Source organism: Lysinibacillus sp. NPDC094177, from assembly GCF_050279145.1.
Lineage (GTDB): Bacteria > Bacillota > Bacilli > Bacillales_A > Planococcaceae > Lysinibacillus.
On the sequence record NZ_JBNNTW010000006.1, the window covers coordinates 163,684 to 177,987 of the forward strand.

Below are 14,304 nucleotides of genomic sequence, written 5' to 3' on the forward strand. Positions count from 1 at the left end.
GTTGCATTCAAAAAAATTAAAAGAAAGCAGGGAACTATTATGACAAACGAACTTTTACGAGCAATTCAACTATTGAAATCGAAAGAATGGGTCGATTTAACACATACATTTGGTCCAAATTCTCCTCATTTCTTTATGTTTGACGATGCAAAATTTGAAACATTATTTTCGCATGACGATGGCTTCTTTGCACAACAATTCACTTTCCCTGGGCAATACGGAACACATATCGACCCACCTATTCATTTTGTGCGAGATACACGCTATTTAGAAGAATTGGAGCTAAAAGAACTAGTGCTACCACTAATCGTTATTGATAAATCGAAGGAAGCCGAAATTAATAACGACTACACGTTAAGTATTCAAGATATTCTTGACTTTGAAGCTGAATATGGAGAAATTGAAGCAGATACCTTTGTTGCGCTGCGTACCGATTGGAGTAAACGTTGGCCAGATAAAGAGTCTTTCAGCAATAAGGACGCTGATGGTAATAATCATATTCCGGGCTGGGGATTAGAAGCGTTACAATTTTTATTCAACGAACGAAAAGTAAGTGCTATTGGCCACGAAACTTTTGACACGGATTCAGCAGCAGATTTTCGTAAAAACGGTAAGTTAGACGGTGAATATTTTGTGCTAGAGAAGGATACTTACCAAATTGAGCTTATGACAAATTTGGATAAACTACCTCCAAAAGGGGCCGCTATATTCAATATTGTGCCAAAGCCTGAAAAAGCGTCTGGATTCCCTGTCCGTTCATTCGCAATATTACCTTAATATAGCAAAAGGTCTGATTCAATAAATATAGAATCAGACCTTTCTTCATGAAAATAATTTATTTCGCTGTATTCCTTCTTTTGAAAACAAAATAAACGATCAACATTATTAATATGAACAATACTATAAGATAAACACTGTAACGGGATACATATAACCCAACATAACGCCATTTCTCTCCAAGTATCGTTCCTAAGGTAATAAAAGTAAATGTCCATATAGTTGCTCCCGTATATGCAAAGAAAGCAAATTTTTTATAAGGATAATTATTAATAGCCGCAATATATGCTGTTAGATGACGCACACCAGGAATAAAATATCCTATTAATAATAATCCTGGACCTATTTTCGCAAATAACTTTTTAGTAAAATCAATTTTCTGTTCAGTAATATGGATTTTCGAACCGTATTTTTGCAATAAAGGAAGCCCGAATTTATAACCTATATAGTAGCTCAGGGTAATTCCCCCTGCCGCACCTACGATAGCGCTGATTAAAGCTGGGATATGTGCTAGAGTTTCGCGATAAACACTATACCCTACATATGTTAAAAATATCTCATCTGGAAGTGGTAGCCCAACAATCCCTCCAACTAGGATAAGAATGATGCCAAAATATCCGTAATGTTCAATAAGAGATTGCACATGATGCGCCATAATTCCATCCCACCTAAAACGTAATAATTTTTAATAGTTAGCTTTATAATAACTCAATGGAAACAACATTATGAGTGTTATGTATTTAATACAGTTTTCTCCAATCAATTATGCCTCGGCATAATTGCGTCCGGAATCGGCTTTGTGCTTAGGCCTGCAAATGTTTTTTGTGCGAAAGCGTAGTGCTAACGCAGCGACAGCAACAGATGTCTTTTGCGCGAAAGCGTAGTGCAACGAAGCGACAGCAACAGCATGATGTTGGTCACTCAGTCGTCGCCACAGGACGTGGCGTTCTTAGACTGAGTTCCTCTATTTCAGGGGTTGTTTGGACACCCGCTGAAAAGTGACTTAAAACCACATTCATCTCACCACCTATTGAAGTGGGAGACTTCTGTAACTGCCGTTTCACTTACGTTACATAAAACATCTGTACCTGTCGCTTCGCTTTCGGTCAAAAGACATCTGTACCTGTCGCTTTGCTTTCGGTCAAAAGACATCTGTACCTGTCGCTTCGCTTTCGGTACAAAAAATATTTGTACCTGTCGCTTTGCTTTCGGTCAAAAGACATCTGTACCTGTCGCTTTGCTTTCGGTCAAAAGACATCTGCTGAAAGGAGTTAAATTATTTGTAGCTCACGAAGAGCATAATCAATACCATTCTCAGTTGATTTTTTCGTTACATAATCAGCAACATTTTTTAATGCTTCACTACCATTGCCCATCGCAATACCAAAGCCAACCTGCTCCAGCATGTCGATATCATTATCTCCATCACCAAAAGCAAAAGCTTCCCCAGGGTTCAAGTTAAAATAATCTAGTACAGCCTGAACAGCAATAGATTTGGAAACATCATGTTGCAAAACGTTTGTAATGTAAGGGTGCCACCTTTTAAATAATAAATGAGGGAATTTTGAAATATACTTTTTCTCCACATCCTCATTGCCATATAAACACATTAAGTAAACTTCTTGCGTTAAAATATCTTCATTAATCATAGGAAACTCTCGCAAAGATAATGTCTCTTGCATAGCTTTCAATGTCTCTTGTTTTTGGACGTTATTCATCGATAATTGTTCTGTAAAAAACGAGAGACTTTGTTTATTTTCATCAGCAAAATCCTTAACTGCCTGGACAATTTCTTTTGCAACAGGTATTTTATGTATTACTTGATCTTGATGCTTAACATATGCTCCATTAGCTGTAATAAACGTCTCTATTCCTATATTTCTTAACTCCTGGCACATTGATAAAGGTCTTCCTGTAGCAGCAACAATATGAATTCCTTTGTTTTTTAATCGCTCAATAGCGTTCCTTGTACTTTCTTCAATACGACCATCTTCATAATTAACAAGCGTCCCATCTACGTCAAAAAATACAATTTTATAATTCATCGTTCGCTCCTTATCATTTTGTTTATTTTCACCAAGTATATCGATTAACCATTTTTCATCATCCCCATTAATCATCACCAACACACTTTTAATTTTACATTAAGAAACATCTTTATATCAAAATTAACTATAGGTATTATCACCTACACAAACAACTTTATCATATGAAAATTAGTAGCTTTTAATTAAACTTTTGTACGTAATTTGACAAACTAAAACGAGGTGTATAACTTGCCTCTACTACACCGATAAATACTACTACGGTTACATATCGAAATTTCAAACAACTAAGAAAGTAATGAACATTTTTATTTCAATAATTCTAAAGGAGTATACCAAAGAACATAGAATTGTTAAAATAAAAGATAACTAAATTAAATACATTGAACGATATTATTCATCATATAAATAGAACAAAAGAAATAATATTTTTTTCGAGGTAAAGGAGTTGATTCTTATGGCATTTAACATTTACTACTATGAAAGTAGTGTGGATTGCAAATTTTGCAAAAAGCATTTTACCACATATAAAGTACGTCCTAATCGATATAAAGTTATCGAAGAACAAACAGATTTCATGCCAGTTTATGAAGGTTTAAACCCGTTATTGTATGAGGTTGCCGTTTGTCCACATTGTGGCTATGCTTACCACAAATCTATGACAAGAACATATGGGCCTTTCTTACTTCTTATTGATGAGTTGTACATAAAAGAGCTTCAGAAACCAAGGGATATGTGCAAGGAACGTACAATCGATGATGCCATTGTAAGCTTTAAATTAGCTTATCTTGTATCAAGAGCAGCAATGGAAGAGTCACTTCTTATGGCCAATTTCGCATTAAAAATAGCCTGGCTATATCGCTTAAAAAATGATCATGAATCAGAAATGCGCTACCTTTTTGCTGCTAGAGATTTTTACAGCAAATCTTTTGCATCCAATCAAGAGGGCGGCGAGAGAATTCAATTTTTACATGCAGAATTAAGCCTACGACTTGGAGATATTACTGAGGCGAAAAAGGGATTTTCTCGACTAATAGCAGATCGAAATGTTTCCAATAAATATCGAAAACTAGCACGAAATCGCTGGGAAAACTATAAATATGACGAGCAACCTAACAACGCAAATGAAAATATAGAAGAAGTCATCAATTGAAGTAAACGAGGAGAGTGATCAACATGCAGCTATTTACTAAAAAGATTGATGTGAGAGAAGAAGATATTTTTTCAGACCTACATCATTTTTTGCTGAGAAAAAATAATCGCTATTTAACGAATGATGAAGTAGTTGCATTAACTGGGGTTTCATCTGAGCTACTCTATAAATGGGTAAAAGCAGGAAAATTGAAAAAATCGATTTTCCCTAATTTAGGCGCACCTTGTGAGCGCTGTGGACAAATTACTCAGGCAAAAATATGTGTTAGCTGCTCATCCACCATCGTTAGTACATTAAAACAAGAGGAAAAGGATCGTGCCTGGTTCAATCAAATACAACGGAATAATCAAAGAGCTAGCACGTATCACTACAAATAAAATAACTAACATCTCTACAGTGTACTTACACTTTGGAGATGTTTTTTTCCTACCTCCGCTCAAATAATCCAAAATAATGACATTTGACCAAATTTAAACAAAATTTAAACGAAGTTCCCTTTTACTTTAAACTTTACCACCTATAATTAGTCTTAACATATAGCGAAGGACTGATAGAAAGTGACAAAAGGTAAGAAACGTAAGGTTTTATTATCATTAAGTATTGCGTTGACAAGCTTTGCAGCGTTCAGCGGAGTATCAAACGCATCGGCAGCGGTTCCAGCGGTAGAAGAACGCGTAGCTTTGGAGAACAATTTTGAAGTAAAGCAAGCCCGCACATCCAATGAAACACTTCAAGAGTGGAAAAAGTGGACAAACGATCATGCTTACAGCTTAACATCTATTCAACCTGAAGCAATTGGTCAACAAAACATTCCATCTACTAAATTTGAAGATTTAGAGATGCTAAAGCCTTTATTGCATGATAAGCGCATCGTTTTTTTAGGGGAAAGTTCACATGGTGTCGCTGAGTTTAACCTAGCAAAAACACGTATAATTCAGTTTTTACATCAAGAAATGGGCTACAATGTTCTTGCCTTCGAAAGTGGTATGGGGAATGTTATGAATGCTCAAGGACAAATTGACAAACAAGCAGCGCTACAAACGATGAAGGATTCTATTTTTGGCGTATGGTGGACGAAAGAAACACTGCCGTTATTTGAATATGCTAAAAAAACACAGAATACCGATAAACCATTAAAATTAGCAGGCTTTGATATTCAACAGCAAGGTGCATTCACAAACGGTAACTGGCTACAAAATAGTAAGCTTGCTAAACAGTTCAGTGAAGTAGAGGAGCAACTTGCTGACTGGAGCTTCGGTACGGATCTAAAAGGTTACCAAAAAGCGAAACCAAGCATTATCGAAGTATATAAACAAGTAAAATCACAAGTACAGCTAAAAGAAAAAGAGTTAAAAGTGGCTTATCCGAGCGAGCCTCATATTGTAAAGCTTATGGAACGTACTTTAGCTGATCGAATTCGTTTAGCAGACGAATATGTAGAACTATCAATTCAAGCAAACATTGAAACTGAACAAAATAAATATGATTCTTTCTTAAAGACAATGGAATGGCGTGACCAATCAATGATGGAAAACCTACTTTGGTTAGCAGAGGAGATTTATCCAACTGAAAAATTCATCGTCTGGGCGCATAATGACCATATTCGTAAAGCACAATCCGAAGTAATGGGTTCTCCATATCCGGTAAAATTAATGGGCGAGCGCCTACCAGATATTTATAAGAAATATAGCTATGTGCTTGGTCTTTATATGGCAGGTGGGGAAACAGCAAACAATATGGGTGAATCTATGACCGTTTCACCACAAATAAAAGGATCAATCGAGGATATTGTTTCATCGTCAAATAAACCATACACATTTATCGACTTACGAAACCGTCAAAATGAGCGAGGAAACTCATGGATGTTTGAGCCACGCTTATCGTATAGCTGGGGAATGATTCAGGAAAGCCTTGTTCCACGAGATCAATATGATGGCCTTCTTCTGATTGATAAAGTAAGTAAGCCAAATTATATAAAGTAAAACTTTAATCAGTGGGATTCTCTCTTCATCCCCATTGATTATTAGTCTTTACCAATCGGGATTTTACGGGCAGTCCTTTCTTTGCTTTCATTGAATTTTGAGATGGAGTCTTGTACCTGACGCTTTACTTTCGGTACAGATAAATTACTGCCCGTTAATGCGGGATAAAATAATATTGTTAAAATAGCAAACTAGTTTCTACTTCTAGTTTGCTATTTTCCTTTTATGTTTAAGTATCCATCGAAATAGTATCCCATTCCTCATGGCGATATCCTATCATCCAGAACAAGCCTCTTCGTCTTTCCATAACGATGCTTTCATTCATCCCAGAAGGGGCCGCTTGGTCTTTTATACGACTATCTACGCAAGCCCAATGGTGTCTGTAATTTTTGTCAGCCTCATCTAAAATCTCTTCCTGACTACGCATAGCAGTGTGTAAATAAAATTGTTCAAACGTTTCGCAGTTAGAAACAACTTGAATGGCATACTCGCAATCGCATACTTCATCAGGAAAATCGAGCTTCTCAACAAATCCAAGTGCCCAAATAAGTGTCCAATATGCCTCGTATTGCCAAGAAATATTAATGGCTTCTTGTACATCTGGTTCAGAAGTTTGTAAAAAGGCTCTTTCATTGCCAGTTAGATAGTCTTCCACTTTATATGTGCGTAACATATTGATGAAAAAGTCTCGCGATTCTTCTACATTTCCACCTTGAGCCACATCACAGGCAAATTGAATAACTATTAACAATGCTACGGCTCTTCTAGCGATGTCCTCTTGGGTTTTAAACTGACAAGCCCCAATTGGTGGGAGCTGGGGGAGTGAAGCTGTATATGGAATAGCTCTTTCCTTTAAATAGGCTATCGTGTTATTTTTTCTTTGCTCGCCTTCTTCTGATGTCACCTCTTGTCCCATTACCTTGCGTGTACACGCATGAGGTCTGAAATTGGATGGTCCTGATTGCCCGTCAGGATAAACAATAACGATCCCTTCATCGTCTAGTAAAGTGCCATTCGGTAAAAAGCCAATCCCCCCTATACTTGATAGCAGGTTCGTAAATAACTGCATCTGTTCTTCATTTATCTCTTTTTCCGATTCGATTGCAATCACTGTATTTAAAACAGATATTTGAGTCAAAACTAATTCCTTTAAATTGTCATCTTCAAAAGGTATATTGTCGTAATACCCAATCATCCCAGGAATATTATTAGCGAAGTAATCTGGATTCGTATCTTCAGACATGACTCTAATTATTAATTTATGTTTTTTAAACAGGGCTTTGGACTTTATTAAATACTCATTGTCATTTTTATCGATCGCAAAGCCTTTTACAAAAACATCTAAAATTTTAACTTCAATATCATCAATGTTGTTCTTAGATGCAAATATTGTGAAATAGTTCAATCTTCTCTCCCCTTTTATTCACCAACTATCTAAGCCTGCAAGCGCTTGGCTAAATAGCTGTTTATTTTTTCGTAGTATTTCGTGTTCCTTCCAATAAGCAAGCAATGGTCTCCAATTGTCTTTATCTACACCTGTTGTTGGCGTCATATCTTGCTGCATCATTTGCCATACCGCCCGTATCGCTGTAAGCCTTTCTGCTTCACTGCCGTTCAACCATTCAAATAACGTCTCTGCACTTGGCTGTGATTCTGCTAAAAGTATGTCCCATCCATCTATTGGAAATGAAATATACGGCTTCATCCAAGCTATCGTTTTTGGATGATGAAAATGACGTAGTCGGTGTAAAGCTTCATAGGAATCAACCGTCTTTTTCTCGATATCTTGAAGAACAAGAGATAAACCTTCTTCAGCTGGTAGACAATTTGCTGTTAAATAATCTCGAATCCGACTAGGCATATCATTTTTGTCACTCCAGAGCATCCTTCCCCAATCCCTTGCCTCTACCGCACAAACCTTTACTAGCACTTCACTCCATGCTTCTTTATCTGCTAGTGGCAATGATTGTTCAATTTTATTGCGGAGTGCATGATATACCTTGCTAGAATCAAACTGTGCAAATGCTTTCTGAACTTTAGTATCTGTCACTCCATGCATCGATACATATATTAATAAGGATTCCAAGTTAGACATTGCTTGGTTTAGAGTTAGCGTGAAATATTGTTCAAGCCACTTAAGCCATATTTGAGAGCTTGTTAGGCTTAAATCCAGTCCATCCTCACTACAAAACTGTCGATGCTGGCCACAATCTGCACCTATACAACCTAAAGCTGTAGCTCGTTCAGCATAGGTATTAAAACTCCCAGCAAGTAAGTCAAACTCATCTTCCTCATGACTCCAATACCAAACCGAACCATCCTCAATCCTAATAAGAAGTGCATCACCGTTGCCAGCCGTGTGAAACTGTAAATATAGTTGTTCATCTAGATTTTCACCGTCACCGCCGAAATCAGGGAATTCAAGCTCTTCCAAACTCCAACCAAAATCACCTGATGGCGTCTCCTCTAGTTCAATTGGGAGTAGGGCCTCATCTGGCAAAGACCAATACATCCCCACTTGTCGCGAACAATATAGTAATAAATTACGGAACTCAGAAGGAATACGAACACCAAGTCGCTCCTCTACTATTGATAGCTCTTGTTCTGTAGCTACAGGTGCCACCTCAATCGGATGCACCAAAGCTCCTTGCTGTTCAAACTGTTTTATTAATTGCGTCCATCGTTCAACCCATTTTTGCATTACGATCCCTCCGTTTTAAGAAAAATAGTCAATTAATTGGGCTTCAGTAGTACAAATACTGTTCCATCAACGATAGTCGATATGTTTCACGAATCATGCTCTCATCATATTTAGTCATGTGTTACGTTCTACTTTAAATTCATAAAAGCTCATCTTTCTTTTGTATCGTCATGAAATCATTTACTTATTAGAACAAGGCTTAATTTATGTTAAAATGCTAAGATTTTACTTTATTCAAGGCTCAAAATATATGATAAATTACCTTATTATTTTTATTTCCTAGACCTTTTTCAGTATCACTATTTAAAGATATCTACTTATAGAACATCTGAATGTAACTATAAAGTGATATTTTACTTATCAATACCCTTTTTAATTTCTATCATAATTTTCGTTACATAATCCTCTTCACGATTTTTAATAACGGCATCATAAATATATTCATCATATACGTACTTCCCTAGTTCAAAACCTTTTTCTCGCATAACCTTAAATAATCGCTCGTAAGTTTCACTAAGTGTAGTAGACGTTCCTACATGGTATCCAACAATAAACTCTCCTTCAATCGCCTCGAAATAAGGATGACCTTCTCGTGGATGTGGTTGCTCTATATACAAGTAACTATAATTATCATAGTTTCCGGCTAATACTTGCTCTCTTCTTGTAATCCCTCCAATAGGATAACCTGTGTCTAACTGAGAGCGATCTAATTCATCTATAAAGTCTGATACAGCCTTCGTAAACTGTTCTTCCGTCGAATCCTCGATATTTTTACTTAAATACAATGTTGCCTCTGGCAGTTGCTCTATCGTAATACTATCAAAATCAAGGTGTAAGGCTTCCTCTGTTAAATCGATTTTTACATCAATAATACTTTCAATCATCTCTAGTTCTCGACGTTTTCTCGCTACAATTTCCTTTTGCTGATGCATTAATTCTAAGAAATTTTCAGGTGATTTTTCTGCCATATATTTTTGAATATCCTTTAAAGACATGCCAACCGCCTTTAATAGCTCTATCACACTAAAAAATTCATATTGCGCAATGGAATAATAACGGTAATCTTTACTATCCTTCATAATCGGTGATAATAAACCGATTTGATCGTAGTAAATGAGCGTTTGTTTATTAACCTTACAAATTTTAGCGAACTCACCAGTTGTAAAATATTTTACATTTTTATTAAACATTTTTAAGTTTCCCTCCTTGACTATATAGTTACTATATACATTAAATTGTAGCTATTCACAAGCAAGTATACCTCGGCATACTTCATCCGCTGAAAGAAATTAAAAACAGAAGGGTTTTGACATTATGTTCACGGAAATTCGTGACATTACAGCTTTAAACAAAAAGGAAATTTTATCATTAAGCATTGCAGATAGTCAGCATGATTTTATTGAGAGTACAGTGCAATGCCTGGCGGAGGCAGAAACTGATACACGTTTTATTCCAGTTGGATTATATAGGGAGGACATTGCGGTCGGCTTCGCAATGTATGGTGTGTTCCCACACGAGAACAATACGCAGCGTGTTTGGTTAGATCGCTACTTCATCGACGAGCGCTATCAGCACCAAGGTTTGGGAAAATACTTTTTACAGCAGCTTATTAATTATTTAGAAGCTAAATACAGCTGTCAAAATATATATTTAAGCGTTTATGACAACAATATAGTAGCTATTCAGTTATATAAAAAATTCGGATTCTCCTTTAACGGCGAGCTCGATGAAAATGGTGAAAAGGTGATGGTTAAGGAGGCACATGCTCATGACTACCATTAATCCAATTGAAACAAGACCACTAAAACCATTATTTTTATCATACTTATTCCCGGCTATGATTGGTATGTTGCTGATGTCAGTCAATATTTTAGTGGATGGTATTTTCGTTAGTCACGGAGTTGGACCAGCCGCTTTAGCAGGAGTAAATATCGCCGTACCGATTTTCTCGATTTTACTATCTATTTCCCTTTGGATTGGTATGGGTGGAGCAACACTATTTTCAATTTCACTCGGTGAGGGCAATAAAAAAAGAGCGCACCAGCTCTTTACATTAGCATTTACAACAATGATCGTTGTCGTTATGACACTGATTCTAATACTTTTATTAAATTTAAAGGAAATCTCCTATATATTTGGGGCAAGTGATGCTACCTTTCCTTATGTCCAAGAGTACCTACATGTTATTTTGATTTTCGGTGTGTTCTATACAATTGAAAACTTACTAAGCATTTTTATTCGAAATGATGGTAACCCCAAGCTTGCGATGATGGGCTTAATCACTACATCTGTGTTAAACATTATTTTAAACTACGTCTTTATTTTCGTGCTCAATTACGGCGTAACTGGCTGTGCCCTAGCTACAGCAATATCCACAATTATCGGTATGTCAGTGCTTTGCCTACATTTCTTCCGAAAGCAATCCGAATTAAAGTTTGTGCGTAAATTTATCAGTCTATCTGATTTAAAGAAAATATTTGCTATTGGGCTACCAAGCTTTATCGTTGAATCCTCCGTAGCTGTTATTGTCATTTTATATAATGTGACATTTTTACACTATTTGGGCTCAGATGGAGTTACCGCCTACGCGATGGTTAACTATATTCATACCGTACTATTAACAGTATTCCTTGGTATCGGCATGGCCCTACAGCCCCTTGTTAGTTATCACCACGGTGCAAGATTAATAGAGAGATTAACAGCGTTATTGAAAATAGGTATAGCCACTGCATTTATTTTAGGTTTAACTACTGTCATAATTGCTACGTTATTCCCTTCTCAGCTAATAGCATTATTTGGTGATAGTACATTTGAAATTCGCAATATGGCAGCACAAGGCTTTGTATACTTTGCAATTGGGTATGTATTCCTTGGAGTGAACATGGTATTTGCGGAATTCTTCCAATCAATTGAAAGAATTCGTCTTGCAACAACTATTATGTTACTTCGCAGTATTATACTATTTATCCCTACTCTAATATTATTGCCTAAATTACTTGGTCCACAAGCTATTTGGTGGACATTCCCTATCGCAGAAGGCATTACCGCATTGCTAATTTTTATATTTATGAAGAACAAACCACATGCAATTTTCTCAGAAGTAAGTTCCTTAAAATAAAGCACATATAAATAAGTTAAACCCCCTTCGATACAATAATCGAAAGGGGTTTGGCTGTTTAATTTCTATTTTTCACAAGCCCAACCATCTTTATCTCTGTCAAGCTTATCTTGATAAGCAGGATGACCTTTTTTTACACCTTTAGGGTATTTTTTATTTAATTCTTTACAGTTTTTAAATACCTCTTTCGCTTGTACATCCGCATTAAATGGTGTGAACCCAAATACTAATGTCGCTGTTAATAAAGTTAAAAGTAGCTTTTTCACTATAACACCTCCTTATGGGTAATATTACATAATTTAGGATTACGAAACAATACTAAAATAAAATGAAGACAAATTCAAAAGGGGCCTTGAATTGGCCCCTTTTCCCTTTAATATTATTCATATCAATTATGCCTCGGCATAATTGCGTCCGGAATCGACTTTGTGCTTAGGCCTGCGTAATTAATGCAGGTCAGTTAGCCGTTATCGCGTGGATGCGATGATTTTAGGCTAACATCCTATGTGAACTCCTTACCAATTCCGTGACATCCGCCGGAGCATTAACTTCTTTCAGCGGGAGTTTGGACACCCGCTGAAAGAAGTTAAATATTTGATGACAGCAATCTCTTTACCAAAGCGGTCTCCATAATCTTCAAATCCCAAACTTGAGTATAAATTATGTGCGCCTTAATTTATCCACAAATAAAACATAGTCGTTCTCCAAGATACATCCAAACCATGGGCCTAGAAAATTCCCAAATCCGCCTAAGGAAAAAACAAAAAGGAACCAAACACACTTGATTCCTTTTTGAACGAAAACTTTATTCGATTCATTTGTCCTCTTGTATTTCCATTGCCTGTTTCTGTTCATCCTCTGAGGATGTAACTCCCAGAATATCGAGAAGGAACATGAATAATGGAATACCAATAATTAATCCCCATACACCAAAGAAATGCTCTGAGAAGAGAATGACGATGAATGTATAGAAAATTGGAAGATTTGTCTTGGCAGACATTAGCTTTGGATTTAAGAAGTATGCCTCCATAGCATGTAGTACCATAACAATAACCATAATATAGACAATGTACATTAGACCGCCTATGCTATATGCAATTATACTTAGAGGAATCAAGGACATGATGACTCCTGCAACTGGCACTAACCCTAGTATAAAGAGCATAATCCCTAGTGCAATTAAATGTGGGAAGCCCATAATGTATAAAGCAATAACAGATAAAACACAGTTGACAGCGGCAATAATGAACTGCGCTTCAATAACTTTACCGAAGGAACGAATGAATATCTTTGAGAAATAATGTAGTTCATCGTAGAGATGGCTCATTTTGCTATCTTTAAATTTTGCTGTAAATTCCGTAATACGTTTCTTCTCAAGTAAAATAAACAAACTCAAAATTAGTGAGATGAATACATGTAAAATGATTTTACCAATATTCGTAAGATTCTTTAGCGTGAGGTCTACACCCTGCTCTAAATATTTGCCCAGTTCAATCTTCTCAAAGGTCGGAGCTAAATACCTTGTAATTTCGTTATCATTTGGATTGAGACTAAAGCTTGCAATAAGATCAAAGAGCTGTGTAACTTGCTGGGTCACGACAGGCAAATACTTGTAGATAACAGCAACAATACCTGCAAGAAGTAAAAGATATAGGGTTACTGTCACAGCTTTCTCATTTATCCGTACGTACTTTCTAACCTCTTTTGTTGCCTTCGTGGTAAGCTGATTCATCAAGTAAGTAATAATAAACGTGAGAAGAATAAGATTGATCATACTTCGCATCAAATATATTGCAATAGCGATTCCGACTAGAATTAAAAAACGTTTAAATCCATTACTACGAAAGAAATTACTCATGTATTCACTCCTTCTACAAAACGGCTTCGCTGCCTTTACTGCCTGGGTTTCGCTATCAAATGAACATAAGCAATTAATAAATTGATGTAAAACATTACGTATCATTCTTATGTAAATCCACCCCTTTATTGGATTATTATTTCCATAATCACTTAGAAAAAGACTTAAATGCATGTTGCTTTATAAGTCCCATAAGAAATTAATGAATCCAAGGAGTAAAAAAGAATTGTATGTCTTATCAAATTTAGAAATTAATGACAATACTTTTGTACTTTAGTGAAAGCCGAATCAGCGTTATAAGCCTTAATCCTATTATTCTATTATAACCTTTTGAACACCATCATATCCAATGTAAGTTCTTTTATAATGAAATAATAATTAAATCATTACTAAAACATCACATTCCATTCCTGAAGACGATTTCCAAGAGCTCCGAGCCTCCATCCGTTCCATATGCTTTTATTCAAACAATACTTTTTTATCAATTACAAATTTTAGTAGTAAAACTTAATTTTAGTATGATTTTCTTATTAAAATTTTAAACTTAAAATAATAGAAAAGACGGAATATCTCAAAGTTCCAAAAATCCTGAAGGACATTCAAAACCAGTTGCTCTATATGTGCATCAAATGAAAGTGATAGGACTATAGAGATGGTTAAATTATCTGGA

General features: G+C 36.0%; 12 protein-coding genes and 1 pseudogene. 6 read left to right on the forward strand and 7 right to left on the reverse strand.

All coding sequences use genetic code 11. The features are described 5' to 3' along the window. The first annotated feature begins 39 nt into the window (after positions 1 to 39). The gene (locus tag ACQKNC_RS12470; protein WP_427425161.1) at positions 40 to 777 is read left to right on the forward strand and encodes a cyclase family protein; all 738 of its coding nucleotides are present in this window, start codon (positions 40 to 42) and stop codon (positions 775 to 777) included. Between the two features lie 58 nt (positions 778 to 835). Here ACQKNC_RS12470 and ACQKNC_RS12475 read toward each other — a convergent pair whose 3' ends face one another. Both ACQKNC_RS12475 and ACQKNC_RS12480 read right to left on the reverse strand, forming a co-directional pair. Then, positions 836 to 1,432, reverse strand: coding sequence for a DedA family protein (locus tag ACQKNC_RS12475; RefSeq protein WP_427425162.1), 597 nt, complete (start codon positions 1,430 to 1,432; stop codon positions 836 to 838). Between the two features lie 616 nt (positions 1,433 to 2,048). Further along, positions 2,049 to 2,822, reverse strand: a complete 774-nt coding sequence (locus ACQKNC_RS12480; protein WP_427425223.1) for a Cof-type HAD-IIB family hydrolase — start codon at positions 2,820 to 2,822, stop codon at positions 2,049 to 2,051. A 457-nt stretch (positions 2,823 to 3,279) separates the two neighbouring features. On the opposite strand from ACQKNC_RS12480, the gene ACQKNC_RS12485 reads away from it, so the two are divergent. The 3 genes from ACQKNC_RS12485 (at position 3,280) to ACQKNC_RS12495 (ending at position 5,957) form a co-directional block, all read left to right on the forward strand. Next, on the forward strand, positions 3,280 to 3,975 hold the full coding sequence (locus tag ACQKNC_RS12485; RefSeq protein WP_427425164.1) for a DUF2225 domain-containing protein: 696 nt from the start codon (positions 3,280 to 3,282) through the stop codon (positions 3,973 to 3,975). Positions 3,976 to 3,998: 23 nt separating this feature from the next. Continuing rightward, positions 3,999 to 4,352, forward strand: a complete 354-nt coding sequence (locus ACQKNC_RS12490) for a hypothetical protein (protein WP_427425165.1) — start codon at positions 3,999 to 4,001, stop codon at positions 4,350 to 4,352. Between the two features lie 180 nt (positions 4,353 to 4,532). Then, positions 4,533 to 5,957: an erythromycin esterase family protein gene (locus ACQKNC_RS12495; protein ID WP_427425166.1), complete on the forward strand. Its 1,425-nt coding sequence runs from the start codon at positions 4,533 to 4,535 to the stop codon at positions 5,955 to 5,957. Between the two features lie 229 nt (positions 5,958 to 6,186). On the opposite strand, the gene ACQKNC_RS12500 is transcribed toward ACQKNC_RS12495, so the two are convergent. From ACQKNC_RS12500 to ACQKNC_RS12510, 3 genes are all read right to left on the reverse strand, one after another. Next, positions 6,187 to 7,362 (reverse strand): DUF4272 domain-containing protein, encoded by a 1,176-nt coding sequence (locus ACQKNC_RS12500; RefSeq protein WP_427425167.1) that lies wholly within the window; start codon positions 7,360 to 7,362, stop codon positions 6,187 to 6,189. Between the two features lie 18 nt (positions 7,363 to 7,380). Beyond that, the gene (locus tag ACQKNC_RS12505; RefSeq protein WP_427425168.1) at positions 7,381 to 8,658 is read right to left on the reverse strand and encodes an SMI1/KNR4 family protein; all 1,278 of its coding nucleotides are present in this window, start codon (positions 8,656 to 8,658) and stop codon (positions 7,381 to 7,383) included. Between the two features lie 353 nt (positions 8,659 to 9,011). After that, a complete protein-coding gene (locus tag ACQKNC_RS12510) occupies positions 9,012 to 9,848 on the reverse strand; it encodes a MerR family transcriptional regulator (RefSeq protein ID WP_427425169.1) in 837 nt (278 codons plus the stop codon). 124 nt (positions 9,849 to 9,972) lie between these two features. Here ACQKNC_RS12510 and ACQKNC_RS12515 point away from each other — a divergent pair, with 124 nt between their 5' ends. Both ACQKNC_RS12515 and ACQKNC_RS12520 read left to right on the forward strand, forming a co-directional pair. Beyond that, positions 9,973 to 10,440 carry an N-acetyltransferase family protein gene (locus tag ACQKNC_RS12515; protein WP_427425170.1) on the forward strand — a complete coding sequence of 156 codons (468 nt, stop codon included), beginning with the start codon at positions 9,973 to 9,975 and terminating at the stop codon, positions 10,438 to 10,440. Further along, a complete protein-coding gene (locus ACQKNC_RS12520) occupies positions 10,427 to 11,776 on the forward strand; it encodes an MATE family efflux transporter (protein ID WP_427425171.1) in 1,350 nt (449 codons plus the stop codon). Before ACQKNC_RS12515 ends, ACQKNC_RS12520 begins: the two co-directional genes overlap by 14 nt. Before the next feature lie 65 nt (positions 11,777 to 11,841). On the opposite strand, the pseudogene ACQKNC_RS12525 reads toward ACQKNC_RS12520, so the two are convergent. Both ACQKNC_RS12525 and ACQKNC_RS12530 read right to left on the reverse strand, forming a co-directional pair. Then, positions 11,842 to 11,967 (reverse strand): annotated as a pseudogene (locus ACQKNC_RS12525) (excalibur calcium-binding domain-containing protein); the annotation flags it as partial. Between the two features lie 623 nt (positions 11,968 to 12,590). Continuing rightward, positions 12,591 to 13,634, reverse strand: coding sequence for an AI-2E family transporter (locus ACQKNC_RS12530; protein ID WP_427425172.1), 1,044 nt, complete (start codon positions 13,632 to 13,634; stop codon positions 12,591 to 12,593). Between the last annotated feature and the right edge of the window lie 670 nt (positions 13,635 to 14,304).

Coding starts and splice junctions, on each gene's coding strand:
- ACQKNC_RS12515 (WP_427425170.1), top strand. CDS start 9,973: ATGTTCACGGAAATTCGTGACATTACAGCTTTAAACAAAAAGGAAATT.
- ACQKNC_RS12475 (WP_427425162.1), bottom strand. CDS start 1,432: ATGGCGCATCATGTGCAATCTCTTATTGAACATTACGGATATTTTGGC.
- ACQKNC_RS12505 (WP_427425168.1), bottom strand. CDS start 8,658: ATGCAAAAATGGGTTGAACGATGGACGCAATTAATAAAACAGTTTGAA.
- ACQKNC_RS12520 (WP_427425171.1), top strand. CDS start 10,427: ATGACTACCATTAATCCAATTGAAACAAGACCACTAAAACCATTATTT.
- ACQKNC_RS12470 (WP_427425161.1), top strand. CDS start 40: ATGACAAACGAACTTTTACGAGCAATTCAACTATTGAAATCGAAAGAA.
- ACQKNC_RS12530 (WP_427425172.1), bottom strand. CDS start 13,634: ATGAGTAATTTCTTTCGTAGTAATGGATTTAAACGTTTTTTAATTCTA.
- ACQKNC_RS12485 (WP_427425164.1), top strand. CDS start 3,280: ATGGCATTTAACATTTACTACTATGAAAGTAGTGTGGATTGCAAATTT.
- ACQKNC_RS12480 (WP_427425223.1), bottom strand. CDS start 2,822: ATGAATTATAAAATTGTATTTTTTGACGTAGATGGGACGCTTGTTAAT.
- ACQKNC_RS12490 (WP_427425165.1), top strand. CDS start 3,999: ATGCAGCTATTTACTAAAAAGATTGATGTGAGAGAAGAAGATATTTTT.
- ACQKNC_RS12510 (WP_427425169.1), bottom strand. CDS start 9,848: ATGTTTAATAAAAATGTAAAATATTTTACAACTGGTGAGTTCGCTAAA.